The organism is Gordonia sp. PDNC005, from assembly GCF_016919385.1.
GTDB lineage: Bacteria > Actinomycetota > Actinomycetes > Mycobacteriales > Mycobacteriaceae > Gordonia.
The window spans coordinates 3,614,101-3,632,638 of sequence record NZ_CP070351.1; the positions used below are offsets into that span (position 1 = coordinate 3,614,101).

Below are 18,538 nucleotides of genomic sequence, written 5' to 3' on the forward strand. Positions count from 1 at the left end.
GGAGAGTCCTTTGTGAAGGTATGTGCATAGGTGCCCTCAGATCACGCCGGGTCACGGCGCAAGAGCAGCAGTGTCAGTGCCGCCGCCACTTCAGTGGGGTGCTGAGCGAACGGCTTGGGGAGCAACTCGTCGACCCGCGCGAGACGGCGATCGATGGTGTTGCGGTGGGTGTACAGCCGCTCGGCCGTGCTTGTCCGGTTGAGCCCTTCCTCGACATAGACCAGCACCGTCTGATGCAGCACGGGACTCGCGTCGAGGAAGTCGCCCAATACGTCGGCGACGAACCGGTCCGCCGCCGCGACATCGGCCGAGATCAGGTCGACGAGCTGGACGTCCTCGTAGCGGACGATGGACAGATGGGAGTCGAGACGGGCCAAGAGCCGCTGTGCCGCTGCGGCGTCCATGTGGGTGCGCCGAAATCCGGCGACGTCCTTCGCGGGCCTGCCGAGGGCCACCCGAACGCGCCGCTGGCCGCGCAGCCGATCGGCGAGCACTGCGGGCGACGGTGTGGCGACCGCCGGAATCCACAGCCACAGCGCCACCGTCCCCGCGACCACGGTGAGCCGGCTCTCCGCCCCACACGCCCTCATCACCTGTTCGGCCGCACGCTCGAGCAGACCGATGTCGTCCTCCGAGTCGACCCAGACCACGGCACCGACATGGGAGCCGGTGAGCGCGTATCCGAGCTGCGCCTCCGCCGTCGGGGTGGCGACGTCGGCCCCCTGCAACAACAGCTCAACGGTGGCATACCGCTGCAGTTGAGCGCCGCCGGCCAGCTGTTCCCGGATCCCCTGGACGTATCGGGACAGCTCCGCCATCGAGTCGTCGGTCGCGGTGGCGAACATGTTCCCGGAGACCTCGCAGAGCTCACGCAGTTCGTCGAGGTCGTCAGTGGCCTTGAAACATTCTCCAAGCCACCACTTCCACCACACACGCTCCACTGAGCGCCACGCTCCGATGTCATCGACGACGAGCCCGCGCAGGACGACATCGTGGGCGAACGTCAACACTTCGCCACCTGTCATCGGCGGCACTCTCCGCCCGGGGTTGGTGATGTTCGATGTCAGCCATTGCTTGAGGAACGAGACGACCAGGGCCGCGTCGGCTTCGGCGAGTGCGGGATCGTCCACGATCATCTGATAGCGCGGATCCGACACCGACGCGGCTATCGACGATTCGACGATCTCGGCCGTCCGACCGAGCAGGTCCTCGGCCAGTTCCCGGATCAGGCGCGCCACCGGCTCAGAGGGGTCGGGCCACAGCTGATCTGGAGTCGTCATAATGGCCATTTTCCTCGCGTCGGCGTCGACCTTCCGTGATTCGGCGGAAGAATTGTCCACACCCCGAGAATTCTCTACAGGCCGAGGTAGTCGGCGAGCTCGGAGTAGTCGACCTGCCAGAGGCCGGGTGAGCCGAGCGGGTACTGCGAGCGGAAGCCGAGGATCCGCTGGACGCGCTCGGGGAGCTTGGCCGCGGTCTCGCGGGACACCAGGAAGGGGTAGGCCTCCTCGCCGACCAGGTAGCCGGGGTTGAAGGCGAACGACACCGCGCGCCGGTACTCGCCGGTGGTGACGTTGGCTCCGCCGCCGTGGACGGTCTTGCCGCTGATGAACAGCGCGTCGCCGGCCTTCATGGTTGCGGGGATCGTCTTCTCCGGAGCGCCGCGGTCCTCGAAGTCGGGCCAGAGGTGGCTGCCCGGGATCACTCGGGTCGCGCCGTTCTCCTCGGTGAAGTCGGTGAGGGCGATGAGGAAGTTGAGCGTGATCTCCGGTCCGGCGGGGCCCATGCCGACAAAGGGGTACCAGTTCTCGAGATCCCGATGAAGCATCTGGGCGCGGTTGCCCGGACCGATCTCGATCACCTGAGCGGTCGTCATCCAATAGGTGCCCGACTCCGGGAGGAATCGCGTGTCACACAGCTCATGGACCAGATCGAGGTCGATGACCTCGTCGCGGAACACATCGCTGCGATTGACCAGGTTGGTCAGACGCTTGGTGTTCACGCCGTGGAACTCCTGGACGAGCTCGTTCTCGTGGGTGCTGCCCGCGGCGAGCGTCGCGACCGAGGGATCGATCTCGGAGTTGAAACGCGCGACCTGGTCTGCGGAGAGCAGTCCTTCGATGACGACGCCGCCGTCGCGGTCAACGATCGCGAGGATGTCGGCCGCTCGGGTTGTGCTCGGGACTCGCTGGAGGCCTGTTTCGACGCTGGTCATGGGATTTCCTATCTGTGGGGATCCGGTTCGCCGACTACTCAGCGAGCTGAGTTCCAGGGGAATCCGGGTCGGTGTGCTGTGGCGCAGATCTCACTATCGACATCTCGTGGCCCGCTGCCTATCCGCACGTTTGAGCATCTGTCGCGGCGAGGCGGTGCATATCGCACCCTCGCCGCAGGTCCGGGCGATTCGGGACCACGGCGCGAGATCCGCCGCGAGGAAAGTGTGTGAGATTTCCACACCTCCGCTCGACAAGACGCTGAGATTCGATGTGGCGTGCGTTACACCGATTTCGGCAGGCTGAGCCACATCACATAGTCACATCCACCCCGGAGGCGCCGTCCTGGCGCGGAATGAGAGAAGAAGATGAGCAGCGGTAGCTCAGCAACGCAGCCGGAGTACTTCGACATCGTCGTCATCGGCGGCGGCATCTCGGGAATCGGCTTGGCCGTCTACGCGACGCAGGAGTTCCCGAAGAAGAAGGTCGCACTGCTCGAGGGTCGCGACTCCGTCGGCGGAACGTGGGACCTGTTCCGATACCCCGGCATCCGTTCCGACTCCGACCTGCACACCTTCGCGTACGAGTTCAAGAACTGGAAGGACGAGAAGGCGATCGCCGACGCTCCGCTGATCCTCGACTACCTCAAGGAGACTGTCGAAGAGTACGGGCTCAGCGACATCGTGCGGTACCGGCACAGGGTCATCTCAGCGGAATGGTCGAGCGATGACGCCGAGTGGCTGCTGACGGTCGAGGTCACCGACGCCGACAGCACCGTCCACAGCGAGGTTATCAAGGCCGGCTGGGTGTTCGGGGCCACCGGCTACTACCGGTACGACGAGGGTTTCACTCCCGAATTCGCCGGCCGCGAAGACTTCGAGGGCGACATCATCCACCCGCAGCACTGGCCGGAGGACTACGACTACTCCGGCAAGAAGGTGGTCGTGATCGGCAGTGGCGCCACCGCCATCACTCTCATCCCGTCGATGCTGATCGGCGACGGCGCGGCGTCGCACGTCACCATGCTGCAGCGGACGCCGACGTACATTCTGACGTTGCCGCGCGTGGACACCGTGGCCCTGAAGCTCACCAAGCTGCTCGGCGAGCGCCGCGGCTACCTCGCGACTCGCTGGAAGAACACCTTGACCGACTGGGGCTTGATGAAGGTGCTCACCACCTTCCCGAAGGCGGGACGCAAGTTCATCCGCTGGGTCAACACGCAGGAGCTGCCCGACGGCTTCGACGTCGACAAGCACTTCAACCCGCCCTACGAGCCGTGGGACCAGCGCCTCTGCCTGGCGCCCGACGGCGACTTCTTCGGCGCCATCCGCGACGGCAACGCCGATGTGGTCACCGATCGCATCCGTCGCTTCACGAAGACCGGCATCGAACTGGAGTCGGGCGAGCACCTGGACGCTGATCTGATCGTCACCGCGACCGGGCTCAACATGCGTCTCTTCGGCGGTGTCGACATCTCGGTCGACGGCCGACCGGTCAACGTCGCCGACTCGGTGGTCTACCGCGGCATGCTGCTGTCCGGCATCCCCAACTGGTTGATGGCGGTCGGCTACACCAAGTCGTCGTGGACGTTGAAGATCGGCCTGCTCGGAAAGAGCCTCATCGAGATTCTGCGCCACATGGACACGCACGGCTACGACACCGCGGTCCCTGTGGCCCCCGAAGGGACCGGCACTCGACCTGTCATCGACCTCGATTCCGGATACATGCTGCGCGCCAAGCACACGTTGCCGCGCCAGGGCGACGAGATGCCGTGGCAGCAGAAGCAGGTGTTCCTCGAAGACCGCCGGATGTACCGGGGACCGACGATCACCGACGCACTGCACTTCTCGTCGCGCCTCGAGCGCGAGTTGGGCGCGAAGCCGGTCGCGGCCGAAGGAACCCAGCGATGACCGTCACCGCCGCCCCGCCGTCCTCGTCGCCGCGCAGCTTGACCGGCGCCGAGCGAGTTCAGCGCGCCGTGTTCACCGCGATCGGTCGACTGCCCCAACGGCTGCTCACGCGAATCGCGCCGAACGTCGTCAACTCCGACGGCGACGTCATGGCGCCAGAGATCGCAATCATGTTGAAGGCAACCGAATCGGCGCCCGATTTCAGCGACGGCTCCGTGGAGGACGCGCGCATCGGAATGGACACGGACTGCCTCGTGTTCGCCGACGATGCGCCGACGATGGACGTCGACGATCTCGTCCTGCCGAGCGGCATCCATGCCAGCCTGTACCGTCCGGCTGGGCGGTCCGACGGTTTGATTCTGTTCGTGCACGGCGGCGGATTTGTCATCGGCAGCCGCGAGGAATACGACTCGCCGGTCCGACTGATCGCCGATCGTGTCGGGGTGGCCGTGTTGTCGGTGGAGTACAGACTCGCCCCGGAGGCTCCGTTCCCCGGTCCGGTCGACGACACCGTCGAGGCCTGGCGGTTCGCCGTCGAGCACGCCGCCGAGTGGGGTGTGGATCCGCGCAAACTGGTTCTGCTCGGCGACAGCGCAGGCGGAAATCTGTGCGCGGTCCTCGCCAACGAGATCGCGGGCGAGGACGTCCAGCCTCGACTGCAGGTGCTGATGTACCCAGTGGTCGACTCGGTCGGCGACTACGCGTCGCGCCACGAGTTCGTCGACAGTTCCGCGCTGTCCGGCAAGCAGATCGACTGGTTCACCGGCCACTACCTGCCCGAGGGACAGTCTCCGAGCGATCCGCGTCTGTCGCCGATGTTTGTCGACGACCTGTCCGGGGCGCCTGCCACGCTGATCACCGTCGCGGGCTTCGACCCGCTCCGCGACGAGGCATTGGCCTACGCCGACCGTCTGACCGAGGCCGGCGTCTCGACTCGGGTGATGCGCGAGAGCGGTCTGGTGCACGGCTACATCTCGATGACGCGGATCAGTTCCAACGCCCGCGCCGCCGTCGACCGCGTCTCCGACGCCATCGCGTCTGCTCTCGCCTGAGGAACCACATGTCCATCACTCACATGATTCTGGTGTTGATCGCCAACCTCGCGATGCTGGGCGCCGGTTACGTCTACGGCGTTCGGCTGCTTCGGCGCCACCGCAACTTCCTGCTCGGGTTCGAGTGGATCGTGATCGCGTTGTCGGGCACCAACGTGCTGCTCCTCGCCGCCACCGGTGTCTCACACGACAGTTTCAGTTATCACCTGATGGTGTTCTTCGACGCCTTCTCGCGGTCGTTCGGCATGACCGTGATCTTCATCCTCGGCATGATGGCCGTGACTCACCGGTACCGGCCCACCTGGATCGTCGAGGCCGTCGCGATTCTGGCGGGCGTGGCCGTCGGTCTCAACCGCACCCTCGACGTCCGCCCGGTGAGCCTGGGGTGGACCGCGTTCTACACCGTCACCAACCTCGCCGTCGCGGCGTTCATGCTGTACGTCGCCGCGCGGCTGTTCCGGATCGGCGAGCGCCGTCACGGCGTCTGGGTGTCGGTGGCGACCGTCCTCGGGACGCTCATCGCAGTGTCGTACGACTTCGTCCGCATCCCCGGCGACGACGCCGACCACACGCTCTTCTACAGCATCGCCATGGCCGTCTGGGCGCTCATGCTCGTGACGTACTACTACGGCTACCGGGCACTCGACGAGCACCAGAACCGGGTCGCGCCGGAGTCGGCGTCGGCGTCGGCGTCGGCGTCGGACGAGACAACCGCGCCACTCACCGCATCGCAGTGACATAACGCCATCAATGCACCGCCGTGACCTCGATCGAGCCTCAGCCGATCGAGGTCACGGCAGTGTTGGAAAGGCGCCGAACGATCGTGCGCCGCGACTGTCCGCATCACGAAATTCAGTCGCTACGCGCTTCGCCGGGCCCGTATCCTCCTCGCTCATGAAACTCTTCGTCGACGACCTTCGCGATCCACCCGACGACACTTGGACCGTTGCACGGACTTCTGCCGAGGCGCTCGTCGTCCTCCGAGGCAACGAACCGGTCGTCGAACTGTCGTTGGATCACGATCTCGGCGGCGACGACACCACTCGGCCGGTGGTCCTGCACCTCGCTGAACACGGCGGCTGGCCGCCGATCGTGCGCGTGCACTCGGCGAATCCGGTCGGCGTCAGCTGGCTGGTCGGCATGGTCGAGCGCTACGGCCCGGGCATCACTCGCTGAGGGAACGCATCCGTGGCCGCGACCTGCACCGAGCCTACTGACGTCGTGGCAGCACCAAGCCTGCTACGGCGTGCTCATCCAGGTCGCCTACTCCGAGGCCCCGATTTCGAACCCCCGGAGAGCCCCTGCACGTCAACCGGCGATCGGCGGGTCAAGGCTGGGCTCAGCCGACTGTCTCGATGCGCATCAAAACAGGCTCTCATTGGACGAGGTAGTGACGATTACCTCGAATCCTGTCGACCGCCGGCTACCACAGCGCCAAGATGACGATGATCATCGAAGGGGACGCACACGCCACGCCGATCGCTACGATGGCTCCCCAGCCCTGACGCTCGTGTTCACTCCTGCCGAGCGTGCCCCGGTGAAACCGCGTGTACGGCGGCGCGTAATAGATATCAACAGCAGCACCCGATGCCACCCCGACGTCGATCGCGTCGTGGCCGACTACTTCGAGTCGATGGGTTCCCACCCGAACGGGAAGGTCGGTGACGCCGAAGCTCGTCTGGCATTTGCGCCCGTCCAGCAGGACCGTTGTGCGCCCGATCGGCGTGGTGAGAAGTGACCCTTGCCGATGCAATCGTATCGATTGCGACATCTCAGGCGAAACATTTGTCATGGGCGTGGACTCTAGGCGCTTCGATGCGCCGATGGCGCCTGCGACACGACGGCGACGTGCACGGACCGACGAAAGGGCCCTCGAACCGCAAGAACGGTCGAGGGCCTGCTGCGGAAGCGGAGGGATTTGAACCCCCGGTGGTTTTACCCACGCTCGCTTTCAAGGCGAGTGCATTCGGCCGCTCTGCCACGCTTCCCTAGCCGACCACGTTAGCGCACGTCGTCCGACGTCGGCCCACGTGCCCGGACTGTCGATCGGTGGAACACTGGAGCTATGCGCGCGATTGCAGGTTCCGAGCCCCTCGACGTCACCGACCTACCCGAGCCGGAACCTGCGCCGGGAGAGGTGATCGTCGACGTTGCGGCTGCCGGAGTGAATCGCGCCGACATCCTTCAGGCCGCAGGCAACTACCCGCCGCCGCCCGGGGCGTCGGACGTCCTCGGCCTGGAAGTGTCCGGAACGATCTCCGCGATCGGAGACAATGTGTCCGGCTGGTCGATCGGCGACGAAGTGTGCGCACTCCTGGCGGGCGGCGGCTACGCGGAAAGAGTGGCCGTTCCGGCACCGCAGTTGATGCCGGTGCCCCGGGGCGTCGACCTCGTGTCCGCCGCGGCCCTGCCGGAAGTCGCCTGCACCGTGATGTCGAACATCGTGCTGACCGCCCACCTAGGGCCTGGTGAACTTCTCCTCGTGCACGGCGGCAGCAGCGGAATCGGCACCCACGCGATCCAGTTGGCGCACGCCCTGGGCGCGCGAGTCGCCGTCACTGCCCGCAATCAGGGCAAGCTCGACCGCTGTCGAGACCTCGGTGCCGACATACTCATCGACTACTCGACTCAGGATTTCGACCAGGTCATCGCGGCGGAGGGCGGGGCGGACGTCATCCTCGACATCATCGGCGCCAAGTATTTGTCACGGAACGTGACAGCGCTGGCGACGGGCGGGCGACTCGTCATCATCGGCATGCAGGGTGGAGTGAAGGCCGAGCTGAACATCGCGGCCCTGATGACCAAGCGCGCCGCAGTCGTCGGCACCACGCTCCGCGGCCGCCCGGTGGTCGGCCCTGGTTCGAAGGCGATGATCGTCGCGGAGACGATTGCCCGGACGTGGCCGCTCGTCGCAAGCGGCGACGTCCAGCCGATCATCGACTCTGTCTTCGACCTGGCCGACGCAGGTGCCGCGCACGCTCGGCTCAATTCCGGCGAAGCCGTCGGGAAGGTGCTGCTCACCATCTGAGACGAGTCTCGGCTACCGTTGGCGGCCATGACAACGGCAGACGACACCGACGTTCACCCGCCACGCAAACTGCGTCGCCGGTGGATTGTGCTCGCGGTAGTCGCCGTCATCCTCGCGGGAGGTGCGGTCGTCGCTGAACAGACAGGAGCGATCCGCACGGGATTAGCCTGGTGGGACAGCCGCAATCTCACGTATCCGGACGTCGACACGGCGCAGCTCTCACCGGTACAGCAGCGCATCGTGGACGTGACTCGCGCCGAGTACGACGCACAGCCTGCCGGCACCAAGTACTCCCAGGGCGTCGAGGAGGAATGGTGCGCCGATTTCGTCAGCTGGGTGATGCGCTCCGCGGGCCGCGAGTTCAGCAACCCGAACTCCGGCAGTTGGCGCATCCCCGGCGTGTACACGCTCACGGAGTACTTCCAGGCTGAGAAGCGATTCCGACCCGCAGGATCCGGCTACACGCCCAAGCTCGGCGACGTGATGCTGTACGGCCACGACAGTCCGTTCCGGCAGCACACCAACATCGTGCTGACTGTCGACGATGGAGTGGTCACCACCGTCGGCGGCAACGAATGGGGCGGCCACGTCCGGATCAGTCGGTTCGACCTGTCCGACCGCGGTCTGGTCGGGATCGGCGTGCTCTGATCACAGAGTTCCCCGGAACGGGCTTTAGTCGACTGCGGACATGGCGGCGTCCCCGCCTGACCAGCTCAGGCGAGGTTCCGCACCACGTCGGTCCCGGGTGGGGCCGGTGGTCCCGGTGGTGGTGCCGGGATTCGGCAGGAGAGCCACTTCTCCACTGCCGATCCGGACTTGGTGGCCCGAACTGCCGGGAGGAGCTTCTCCGGCTGCAGGGAGTGGTTGACCTTCCACGGCTCGTTCGAGCCGGTGGGTCGCCAGCCGACCCGGCCCTTGAACGGGCCCGAGGTGAGGATGGTGGTCTCCCATCCGCCGGGTGTGGTGGAGACGCTGCGGTTATGTCCTCCGCACGCACCGCCCAGGTGGTCGATGTCGGTGGGTCCGCCGTCGTGCCAGTCGGGCATGTGATGGGCCTGGGTGCGTGACCACGGGGTGGTGCAGCCGGGTGCGGTGCAGCCGCGGTCCCTGCCGAACAACGCGAGGCGTTGGGCGAGGGACGCCAGGCGGCGGCCACGCCCGAAGTGCAGGATCTGCGACGACTGGCCTTCGAAGACTTCGAGCCATGGGGTCGCGTCGGCTGCGATGTCGACCAGATCGGTGACCGGGAGACGCGTGCCGGTCGCGGTGACGGCAACGCCTGCCCGGTTTTCGAGGTCTTCGAGCGATGCGGTGACCACCAAATGTGAGGGGAGGGCGACGGAGTCGCCGAGGGCGCCGTTGGCGAGGAGGTGGTCGAGCATTGCTTCGAGTGCGTCATGGTTGCGCTGGGACTGCGACCGGCTGTCCCGTTCGCGGGCGGCGGAGAGTGCCTCGGCGTCGGCGCCGTAGGCCGCTCCGCGGGGTGATTCGGGGTCGTCGGGGTTGTTCATCCCGGGTTCTGCCCACAGGGTGAGGATTGCTTCGAGCTTGGCTCGAAGCGCCGGCGACAGTTGTGCCCGGATCTTGGACATCAGGCGCTTGTCCTGCGGTTGGATCGCAAATCCTCGGGTCCGGGCGCGGTCGGCGTCGTCAGTCAGCGAACCGTCGGGGTCGAGGTGAGCCAGGATGCGGCGTCCGACTTCGCGGGTGCCCTCCGGGGTCAGGTCGCGGGACAGTTCGGCGAGCTCGGCCTCGGCACGAGCCTTGTCGTCGGCGGGGATCGCGGCGGGGATCTCCTCGATCACGGCGACGATCTCGTTGACGTGGTCGACCGAGAGGTCGCCATCGGCGACCGCTGCTGCGGTGGCCGGCAAGACCGGGTCAAGCTGGTCGCCGGAGTAGTTGTACATCGGGCTGATCGCCAACGCCGCGGCCAGGCGACGCTTGCTCGCGCCGGCACCGAGGCGCAGCGCGGCGGTGAGGTACTTGCCCGGCGTCTGGGCGCCGGCCTTGCGGTACGCGCCGCGGGTAGAGACCTCCGCGAAGAGGCGGGCGTCCACGCCGTCCGAACGCCGATGGGAGCGCTCAAGAACACCCGACATCAGCAGCACGTCGTCATCGGTCATCGGGGTCAGCGACACCGACGACAACTTCACAGCCACCGCGTCCTGCAGGCGGGCCAGCTCCAGAGGCGAATCGGGGAGATCGAAGGTGTTGGCCATGGCGTTCGCCCCCCTTTCAGCGCGTTGCGGACGGGGTGTCCGGTTTTGCTGTTATCTCCAGTGTAAACCTACTGTGTGACAAATCATAGTAGTTTCGCACCTTAGTTCTAGTAGAGGGCCGAGGCTTCGTGCCGAAACTGGTGAGGAGCGCTGCTCCTGGGCGGCCTTTCGACTCGCTCCGCTCGCTCAAGGAGCAGGGGACGCGCGTTGCGCTCACGACGCAAAGGACGCGTGTTGCGCTCAAGGAGCGGGGAAACGCTTCCGGCACAAATAGTTTCAGGGCCGATCCAGCAGCGGATCGACCCTGAAACTGTCAGGACGCTCGACGGCGTCCAACGGTTCACTACTCCAGCACGAAGACGGGGATGAGGCGGTCGGTCTTGGTCTGGTACTCCGCGTAGGGCGGGAACGCCGCGACGGCGAGCTCCCACCAGTGGGCACGCTCGTCACCGGACACTTCGCGGGCGGTCTTCACGGAGACGACGTCGCCGTCCTGCACTGTGACCTGCGGGTTGGCCTTCACGTTGAAGTACCACGACGGGTGCTTCGGGTCGCCGCCCTTGGACGCGACCATCGCATACTTGCCGTCTTCTTCCACGCGCATCAGGGGCACGTAACGCTCCTTGCCCGACTTCGCGCCGAGCGTGGTGAACAGCACGACCTTCATTCCGTTGATGCCGACACCGTCGGTGGTTCCTTCGGCGAGGATCTTCTCGGTCTGGTTGCGGACCCAGTCAGTGGGGCTCAGTTCAGGAGTCATGTCTTCGACGGTAGCGCGGTTCGCCTCCGGCGGGCGCGGACATGAGAGGACCGCCCGGGCGGGGGATGTCCGGGCGGTCCGTGCTCTCGTTGATGTCAGCTCAGATGATGCACCTCCTGCAGTCCGTAGACGGGGGTGTCGAGGCCTTCGAAACGGGCCTTGAGCTGGAGTGCGAGATACAGGGAGTAGTGGCGCGACTGGTGCAGGTTGCCGCCGTGGAACCACAGGCCGGGCTGCTGCGTCGGCTTCCACATGTTGCGCTGCTCTCCTTCCCAAGGCCCGGGGTCCTTCGTGGTGTCGGAGCCGAGGCCCCACACCTTGCCGACTCGGTCTGCGACTTCCTGTCCCATCAGGTCGGCCGCCCAGCCGTTCATCGAGCCGTACCCGGTCGCGTAGACGACGACGTCGGCGGGCAGTTCGGTGCCGTCGGAGAGCACCACACTGTTCTCCGTCAGATGATCGACGCCGCCGTGAGCCAGCTTGATGGTGCCGTCGGCGACGCGCTCACACGCGCCGACGTCGATGTAGTAGCCCGAACCGCGCCGCAGGTACTTCATGAACAGTCCGGAGTCGTCGTCGCCGAAGTCGAGGTCGAACCCGGCGGCCTCGAGTCGTGCGTAGAAGTCCTTGTCCCGTTCGCGGATCTGGTCGTACAGCGGGATCTGGAACTGATGCATGATCTTGTACGGCAACGAAGCGAAGGTCATGTCAGCCTTCTTCGTGGTCATGCCGCCCTTGACCGCCTGCTCGCTGTAGAGCGCACCGAGTCCGATCTCCATCAGCGAATCGGACTTCACGATGTGCGTCGACGAACGCTGCACCATCGTGGTGTCGATGCCGTTCTCGACAAGCGCCTTGCAGATGTCGTGCGCCGAGTTGTTGGCGCCGATGACGACTACCTTCTTGCCCGCGTACGCGTCCGGCCCCGGGTGCCGGCTGGAGTGATGCTGGTCGCCGGCGAAGATCTCCGCGCCTGGGAACGTCGGAACGTTGGCCTTTCCGGACATGCCGGTCGCCAAGACGAGCTGAGTCGGATGCAGCGTCATCTTCTCGCCGTCACGAACCAACTCGACGGTCCATCGGCCCGCTTCTTCGTCGTACGACGCCGACGTGCACTCAGTTTTGCTCCAGTACGGGACCTCCATGACCTTGGTGTAGAACTCCAGCCAGTCGCCGATCTTGTCCTTCGGCGCAAACACCGGCCAGTTGTCCGGGAACGGCAGGTACGGGAGGTGGTCGTACCAGACCGGGTCGTGCAGGCAGAGCGTCTTGTAACGGCTGCGCCACTGGTCACCCGGGCGGTCGTACTTGTCGACCACAACCGACGGAACACCGAGCTGCCGCAGCCGGGCGCCGAGTGCGATGCCGCCCTGGCCGCCACCGATGACCAGCACGTACGGCTGGACGGCAGTGCCGAGTTCGGCCTCCTCGTCTTCCCGCTTCTCCGCCCACGAGCGTCGGTCCGGGTCGTTGCCGTGGACTGCGCCCATCGGTCGCGAGAAGCCGTTGCGCTCTTCGTGACCTTTGAGTTCCTGGAGGGTGGTGAGCAGCGTCCACGCCCGATCCTCCCCGTCGTCGTCGGCCTTGATGCGGAGATGACCGTCGCCGCGGCCGGTGGCCGTCTCGAACTCGATGAAAGCCTCAACAACCCCGTCCGACTCCGACGGGGCCTCGCTCGGTGCAAATCCGCGCGGAGCCGTCTCGGCGAGGCGTTCGGTGAGCATCTCGACGATCCGATCCGGGCCCTCAACGGTCTTGAGATTCCAGGTGAACGCCACCAGGTCGCGCCAATAGCTGTCGGCGACGAACAGGGACGCCACCGCCTGCGGGTCGTTCGCTGCGAGCGCGTTGTTGAACTTGGCCAGCCAGGCGTCCATTCGCGCTCCCGGCGAGTCGGCTGCCGTGTCGATCACGATGTCGGCGGTCTGCGTCATCTGAACTTCCCTCTCGTTTCTCATGCACTTGATGTGATGGACAGCACACTCCACCGCCTGGTGGGCCGACAAGGGTTGCAGAGCGTTGCAACGTCGTTGCGCCGACGTCACCGAGCGGCGCACCCTGGACGACGAGCAGATGTGACTGCCGCCACACCGTGAGGGACGAGGTCCAGATGACGATCACAACAGGCCACCCCGCACCCGAACCGGCCCTCGCGACCGGTGAGGATCCGCGCGAGTTCGCGCAGGTCCTGCACGCCGTATACGACGCGGCGATGGCAGGCGAACGTCTACCGGCACGTCCCCGCTCGGTGATCGGGCAGTCGTGGGAGCGGGCCGCCCACGCGGGCGTCGACCCCGACCGAGGCGGACCGTCCGACCCGATCGCCGCCGCCGACCTCACCGAGCGACGTCGCTCGTCCGGCCTCGCCGATCTCCTGGACGACCTCACTCACGGCCTCGACGCCGTCGTCCGCGACAGCCCGAACATCCTCGTGGTCGCCGACGCCGACGGGCACGTGCTGTGGCGGGCCGGCACCTCCGCGGTGCGACGCCGCGCCGACCACCTCGGTTTCGTCGAGGGTGCGTCGTGGGCCGAAGGCGCCGTCGGCACCAACGCCATCGGCACCGCGCTCGCGTCCGGCCGGGCCGTGCAGGTGTTCTCCGCCGAGCACTTCGTCCGCACACATCACGCGTGGACCTGCACCGGAGCGCCGATCCACGATCCGCGAACCGGTGGGCTGCTCGGCGCCGTGGACGTGAGCGGCCCCGCGTCGTCGATCCACCCGGCGACGGTCGCCCTGGTCGACTCGGTGGCCCGACTCGCCGAAGCCCGACTGCAGATCGCGCATCACGACCAACTCGACATGCTGCGCAGCGTCGCCGCCCCGATCCTCGCCAGGGCAGGTCGGCCCGCTCTCGCCGTCGACGAGTTCGGCTGGGTCGCCGCAGTAGACCGCGTTCCGCCGCGACGACGGATCGTCCTGCCCTCCGACGTCGCGCCCGACCGGATGCACGTCGCCGGCCTCGGCCTGTGCGACCTCGAACCCCTTCCCGGCGGATGGCTCGTGCGGCCCGCCGACGTCGAGTCGCGAACCGGGACGACCGTCGTGATCACCGACGAGCCCGACGGCCGAGCCGCCGTCACCGTCCGAACGACGGACGGCGAATGGACCCACCGAGCCACCCCTCGACACCGAGATCTGTTGGCGCAGTTGGCAGTTCATCGCGAGGGCCGAAGTGCCGCGGAACTCGCGTCCACCATCTTCGGCGACCCGACGCGCACCGTCACCGTGCGCGCCGAGATGTCACGGCTCCGCAGGACGTTCGGCGCGCTCCTCGCCACCGGGCCGTACCGATTCGCGAAAGACGTCGACGTCACGGTCGCCTGATCGGCCGCCTTCGGGCGCTTCCGATAGCCTGGGGTCATGTTCGTCGTCGCCCAGATCAGCGACCTGCACTTCCGCAACTCCGACCCGGAGCAACTCGCGCGCATCGACGCCGTGATGCGCTACCTGAACGAGCGCTGCGGCGGTCCGTCGGCGATCGACGCGCTCCTGGTGACCGGCGATCTCGCCGACGACGGACTCCCCGGCCAGTACGCGGAAGCGGCCGCGCACGTCGTCACCGAGATCCCGACGCTCACACTGCTCGGCAACCACGACGACCGCACCGCCTTCCACGGCGGCCTGCAGCCGGTGAACACGTCACTGCTCGTGGACGGACTGCTCCTCCTCGGCCTCGATTCGTCGATACCCGGTCGCCAGGACGGTGAACTCACCGAGACGACGCTTGCCTGGGCGTCCGAACAGATCGAGGCCGCGGGTGACGCCCCGGTCCTGGTCGCATTCCACCATCCGCCCATCGATGTGGGCATGCCGTTCATGGACTCGATCCGCCAACTCGACCCGTCGGCGTTCGAGGCGTTTGTGCGCCGTCACGAGAACATCGTCGGCCTGGTGTGCGGGCACATCCACTCTCCGTCGACGACGATGTTCGCCGGAGTGCCACTGGTCACCGCGCCGGGTGTGGCGTCGACGTTGAACTTGCCGTTCGAGGGCGATGACGTCCTCAACGACACACAGCCGCCCGGCATCGCCTTCCACTTCATCGACGACACCGGACGTCTGACCACCCATTTCCGTAGCGTTCGGCTCGACTAGCGCGGGCCCGAACTCCGGTCAGACGGCGCTTCCCGGCTCCGCGCCGCGCATCGCGACCCGGGTGCCGACCGCGAGTGCCGCCAATCCGATCCCGCACATCGCACCGACGACCACGACCGAGCCGACAAGAGGCAGGGTCGGCACCGCGGACCCGCCCATGCCGATGCTCAGACCGACCAGCGGCGGCGCCGCCACCAGCAGACCGAGGACAAGCGCCGCGCCTGCGACGAGGAGCGATTCGATCCGCATCATCGACCGGATCTGCTGCCGCTTCGCGCCGACCAGGCGAAGTAGAGCGAAGTCCCGACGCCGCTGAGTGGTGGCCATGACCAGGGTGTTCACCACAGCTACCGCGATGTAGCCGAGGATCACCACGAGCGCGATCGTATTGACCCAGCCCTGCTGCTCAGCTTCGGCGCGATCGGCGGGATCATCCGACGGAGCCACTGCGGTCAGACCCATGTCCGACACCCTGGACGCGACGTCGGCGCCCGGTTCGGTGGACAGGAGAGCCTGCGTGCTCACTCCCGATTCGGTGTGCGCTCGGACCGTGTCGTCCGCCATCAGCGCGGCGCCGAACCCGAGGCCGCGGGTGTACACGGCAACCACCGTCGCGTCGAGCGGTGCGCCGTCCCCGAAGAAGCCGACCAGCCGACCACCTACATCCACCCTCGCCGTGGACGCGAAGTCCGTGCTGACGGCCACCGTGTTCTTCTCTGCGAGCCGAGCGAGGTCGCCCGAACGGACGTCGACGTCGAGGGTGGCGGGCAGCGATTCGGGATCGACGCCGGTCAGCGACATCGTCGACCGGGTGTCCCTGTCGTCGTCGACCATCCGGTACTGCGCGACCGCCTGTGTCGCCGTCAACGGATTCACCGCCAGCACACCCCGAATGTCGCGGAGGTCGTCGATCACCTCGGGCGCAAGCCCTCCGGGGTGCCGGACCGCGAGGTCGGCGGTCACTCCCACTCGGACTTCCGTCGACGCCGCCTCCGCCGTGATGGCCGGCGCGCCCAACTGGACGAGTCCGAGCCCGATCCCGAGTGCAAGCGGAGTCACCGCCGCCGCGAACCTGCGGGTGTCGTGCCGCGCGGACTCGGCGGCCAGCACGGGCGCAGGCGCTCCTGTACTGCGCAGCACGGCGCCGACGACTGCCGTCAGCGCCGACATCAACCACGGACCGAGCAGCGCGACAGCGATGATCAGCAGCATCGCGGCACCCGCGGACGATGCCCGCGCGGCCTCTCCTTCGGCCATCACCGGCCCGGCGGACGCACCCAGGCCACCCACTCCGAGGAGGACGCCCGCCACCAGCCGGGCCTTGTGCGGCGTCGCCGTCGGCGCCGCGGCGTCTCGCAGGGCGTCGACCGGATCGAGTTTCGCCGGTCGTCGCGCGGCGAGCAGCCCCGCGACGACCGCGGCGACGAGCACGGACCCACACCCCACGACAGCAGGGAGCGGCCCGGTGGCGAGTTCGAAGTCGGACGGGATCACGCCGCCTTCGACGAAGCCCCATTGGAGCACGCCTGCGAGGAGGTAGCCGGGGACAACGCCCGTCGCGGCGCCGAGGACGGCGACCAGGAGCACCTCGCGCGTGACGATGCCGCGGATCTGCCTGCCCGACGCGCCCACCGCGCGGAGCAGCGCGAAGTCGCGGTGCCTCGACTGCACCGACAGCGAGAGCGTGCCCGACACGACGAACAGCGCGACGAGCAGGCAGGTGCCGGCGAAGGCGGCGCTGATCCCGATCAGGGCGGCCCGACCGGCACCCGCATCGCGGAACTCGGTGTCACCGCGACTGCTGCCGGTGCGAGCTTCGATTCCGGGAAACGCGCCCCGGATCCGATCGGCGACCGACTCCGGCGACTCCCCCTCGCGCGGAATCACGGCGAGCACACGGGCCGAGCCGGGCGCGATCGTCGCCAGCATCTTGTCACCGAGGTAGACGTCGGACGGCCGGTCGTCTGACCGACCGAGGTCGTCGACGGTCCCGACAACCGTGACGTCCACCTGGCGTCCGGCACGGTCGACGACGGTGCGATCGCCGACCGACAGGCCGGTGCCATCGGCGACGACCGCCTCACCGTGAGCTGCGGGCGCCCGACCGTCGACGATCTCGAGGCCCGCGATCTGGACGGACTGCCATCCATGTGCGATCACCGGTCGCCCGCCGACCAGCACCGGAACCGATCGATCCCCGATCACCTTCTCGACCTCCGGCATCGCCGCGATCCGCGACGTCGCGTCCTTCGGCAGCGGGGCGCGTTCAGCCAGTGGCAGATCGGCGTCTTCGATCACGTCGACAGTCTGCGGGCCGGAGACGACGATCGGTGCGCCCGCCAGTCGTTGAGGTTCAAGACCGCCGCGGAACCCGGATTCGAAGAGCACGCCCAGTCCGGTGATCAGCGCCGTCGCGATGAGGACCGCCACAAAAACACCGATGAAGCTTGCACGCGAGTGCCGGAGATCGGCGAAGACGAGTCGACGCACGGTCACCACGCCCCGAGTGAACTCATGCGGGAAGCGATCGCCTGCGCGTCGCCGCCCGCCATCGACCCGACGACCGCGCCGTCGGCGAGGAATACCACGCGGTCGGCGTGTGCCGCTGCGATCGGATCGTGCGTCACCATGAGAATCGTCTGGTCAAGCGTGCGCGCGGTGTACGCCAGGAGGTCGAGGACCTGCTTGGCGGTCCGCGAGTCGAGGGCGCCCGTCGGTTCGTCGCCGAACACGACATGCGGCCGCGTCACGAGGGCTCGGGCGATCGCCACGCGCTGCTGCTGCCCGCCGGACAGTTCCGTCGGACGGTGCTTGCGTCGTTCGGTGAGTCCAACGGCGCCGATCAGGTAGTCGAGCCAATCGCGATCCACCGCGCGCCGGCCGAGCAGCAGCGGAAGGGTGATGTTGTCTTCGACGGTGAGCGCGGGCAGCAGGTTGTACGACTGGAAGACGAACCCGACGTGGTCCCTGCGGAACGCGGTCAGCTTGTTCGCTCCGAGCTGCGAGACTGTGTCCCCGCCCATCCGCACCGTTCCGCTCGTCGGCGTGTCCAGGCCGGCTGCGCAGTGCAGCAGGGTGCTCTTGCCCGATCCGGACGGGCCCATGACCGCCGTGAACGAGCCGGTCGGCAACCGCAGGTCGACGCCGCGCAGTGCGGTGACCCCACTGCGTCCTCTGCCGTACTTCTTGACGACCGCTTCCACGGTCAGTGCTGTCGATGTCATGGGGAGAACGCTATGAACCATTCCGATCGT

At 67.1% G+C, this 18,538-nt stretch carries 16 protein-coding genes and 1 tRNA gene; 8 read left to right on the forward strand and 9 right to left on the reverse strand.

Features of this window, described 5'->3' with window-relative positions; translation table 11 throughout:
* Nucleotides 1-41: 41 nt before the first annotated feature.
* Together JVX90_RS17425 and JVX90_RS17430 are read right to left on the reverse strand one after the other, a co-directional pair.
* Nucleotides 42-1,280 (reverse strand): helix-turn-helix domain-containing protein, encoded by a 1,239-nt coding sequence (locus tag JVX90_RS17425; protein ID WP_205329932.1) that lies wholly within the window; start codon nt 1,278-1,280, stop codon nt 42-44.
* Between the two features lie 74 nt (nt 1,281-1,354).
* The gene (locus tag JVX90_RS17430) at nt 1,355-2,215 is read right to left on the reverse strand and encodes a phytanoyl-CoA dioxygenase family protein (RefSeq protein WP_205329933.1); all 861 of its coding nucleotides are present in this window, start codon (nt 2,213-2,215) and stop codon (nt 1,355-1,357) included.
* A gap of 366 nt (nt 2,216-2,581) precedes the next feature.
* On the opposite strand from JVX90_RS17430, the gene JVX90_RS17435 reads away from it, so the two are divergent.
* The 4 genes from JVX90_RS17435 to JVX90_RS17450 all read left to right on the forward strand — a co-directional run bounded on the left by JVX90_RS17435 (nt 2,582) and on the right by JVX90_RS17450 (nt 6,351).
* Complete coding sequence (locus JVX90_RS17435) at nt 2,582-4,123, forward strand: NAD(P)/FAD-dependent oxidoreductase (RefSeq protein WP_205329934.1); 1,542 nt, start codon at nt 2,582-2,584, stop codon at nt 4,121-4,123.
* Nucleotides 4,120-5,175 carry an alpha/beta hydrolase gene (locus tag JVX90_RS17440; protein ID WP_205329935.1) on the forward strand — a complete coding sequence of 352 codons (1,056 nt, stop codon included), beginning with the start codon at nt 4,120-4,122 and terminating at the stop codon, nt 5,173-5,175. The genes JVX90_RS17435 and JVX90_RS17440 overlap by 4 nt, the downstream gene beginning before the upstream one ends.
* Nucleotides 5,176-5,183: 8 nt before the next feature.
* On the forward strand, nt 5,184-5,912 hold the full coding sequence (locus JVX90_RS17445) for a hypothetical protein (RefSeq protein WP_205329936.1): 729 nt from the start codon (nt 5,184-5,186) through the stop codon (nt 5,910-5,912).
* Between the two features lie 157 nt (nt 5,913-6,069).
* Nucleotides 6,070-6,351 carry a cyclic-phosphate processing receiver domain-containing protein gene (locus JVX90_RS17450; RefSeq protein ID WP_205329937.1) on the forward strand — a complete coding sequence of 94 codons (282 nt, stop codon included), beginning with the start codon at nt 6,070-6,072 and terminating at the stop codon, nt 6,349-6,351.
* 247 nt (nt 6,352-6,598) lie between these two features.
* Here JVX90_RS17450 and JVX90_RS17455 read toward each other — a convergent pair whose 3' ends face one another.
* Together JVX90_RS17455 and JVX90_RS17460 are read right to left on the reverse strand one after the other, a co-directional pair.
* Complete coding sequence (locus JVX90_RS17455) at nt 6,599-6,967, reverse strand: hypothetical protein (protein ID WP_205329938.1); 369 nt, start codon at nt 6,965-6,967, stop codon at nt 6,599-6,601.
* A 111-nt stretch (nt 6,968-7,078) separates the two neighbouring features.
* Nucleotides 7,079-7,163 (reverse strand) — tRNA-Ser (locus tag JVX90_RS17460).
* A gap of 77 nt (nt 7,164-7,240) precedes the next feature.
* On the opposite strand from JVX90_RS17460, the gene JVX90_RS17465 reads away from it, so the two are divergent.
* Entirely contained in the window at nt 7,241-8,203 is a 963-nt protein-coding gene (locus JVX90_RS17465; RefSeq protein ID WP_205329939.1) for an NAD(P)H-quinone oxidoreductase, read from the forward strand.
* Nucleotides 8,204-8,230: 27 nt separating this feature from the next.
* A complete protein-coding gene (locus JVX90_RS17470; protein WP_205329940.1) occupies nt 8,231-8,851 on the forward strand; it encodes a CHAP domain-containing protein in 621 nt (206 codons plus the stop codon).
* A 65-nt stretch (nt 8,852-8,916) separates the two neighbouring features.
* On the opposite strand, the gene JVX90_RS17475 is transcribed toward JVX90_RS17470, so the two are convergent.
* The 3 genes from JVX90_RS17475 to JVX90_RS17485 all read right to left on the reverse strand — a co-directional run bounded on the left by JVX90_RS17475 (nt 8,917) and on the right by JVX90_RS17485 (nt 13,119).
* Entirely contained in the window at nt 8,917-10,425 is a 1,509-nt protein-coding gene (locus tag JVX90_RS17475; protein ID WP_205329941.1) for an HNH endonuclease signature motif containing protein, read from the reverse strand.
* A gap of 343 nt (nt 10,426-10,768) precedes the next feature.
* Entirely contained in the window at nt 10,769-11,185 is a 417-nt protein-coding gene (locus tag JVX90_RS17480; protein WP_205329942.1) for a nitroreductase family deazaflavin-dependent oxidoreductase, read from the reverse strand.
* A 95-nt stretch (nt 11,186-11,280) separates the two neighbouring features.
* Nucleotides 11,281-13,119, reverse strand: coding sequence for an NAD(P)/FAD-dependent oxidoreductase (locus tag JVX90_RS17485; protein WP_205329943.1), 1,839 nt, complete (start codon nt 13,117-13,119; stop codon nt 11,281-11,283).
* Between the two features lie 176 nt (nt 13,120-13,295).
* Between JVX90_RS17485 and JVX90_RS17490 the strand changes: the two genes are divergently transcribed.
* A complete protein-coding gene (locus JVX90_RS17490) occupies nt 13,296-14,513 on the forward strand; it encodes a GAF domain-containing protein (protein WP_205329944.1) in 1,218 nt (405 codons plus the stop codon).
* Between the two features lie 36 nt (nt 14,514-14,549).
* The gene (locus JVX90_RS17495; protein WP_205329945.1) at nt 14,550-15,284 is read left to right on the forward strand and encodes a metallophosphoesterase; all 735 of its coding nucleotides are present in this window, start codon (nt 14,550-14,552) and stop codon (nt 15,282-15,284) included.
* An 18-nt stretch (nt 15,285-15,302) separates the two neighbouring features.
* Here the strand turns inward: JVX90_RS17495 and JVX90_RS17500 are convergent, their stop codons facing one another.
* Nucleotides 15,303-17,783, reverse strand: coding sequence for an ABC transporter permease (locus JVX90_RS17500; protein WP_205329946.1), 2,481 nt, complete (start codon nt 17,781-17,783; stop codon nt 15,303-15,305).
* Nucleotides 17,777-18,508 carry an ABC transporter ATP-binding protein gene (locus tag JVX90_RS17505; RefSeq protein ID WP_205329947.1) on the reverse strand — a complete coding sequence of 244 codons (732 nt, stop codon included), beginning with the start codon at nt 18,506-18,508 and terminating at the stop codon, nt 17,777-17,779. The genes JVX90_RS17500 and JVX90_RS17505 overlap by 7 nt, the downstream gene beginning before the upstream one ends.
* Nucleotides 18,509-18,538 lie beyond the last annotated feature (30 nt).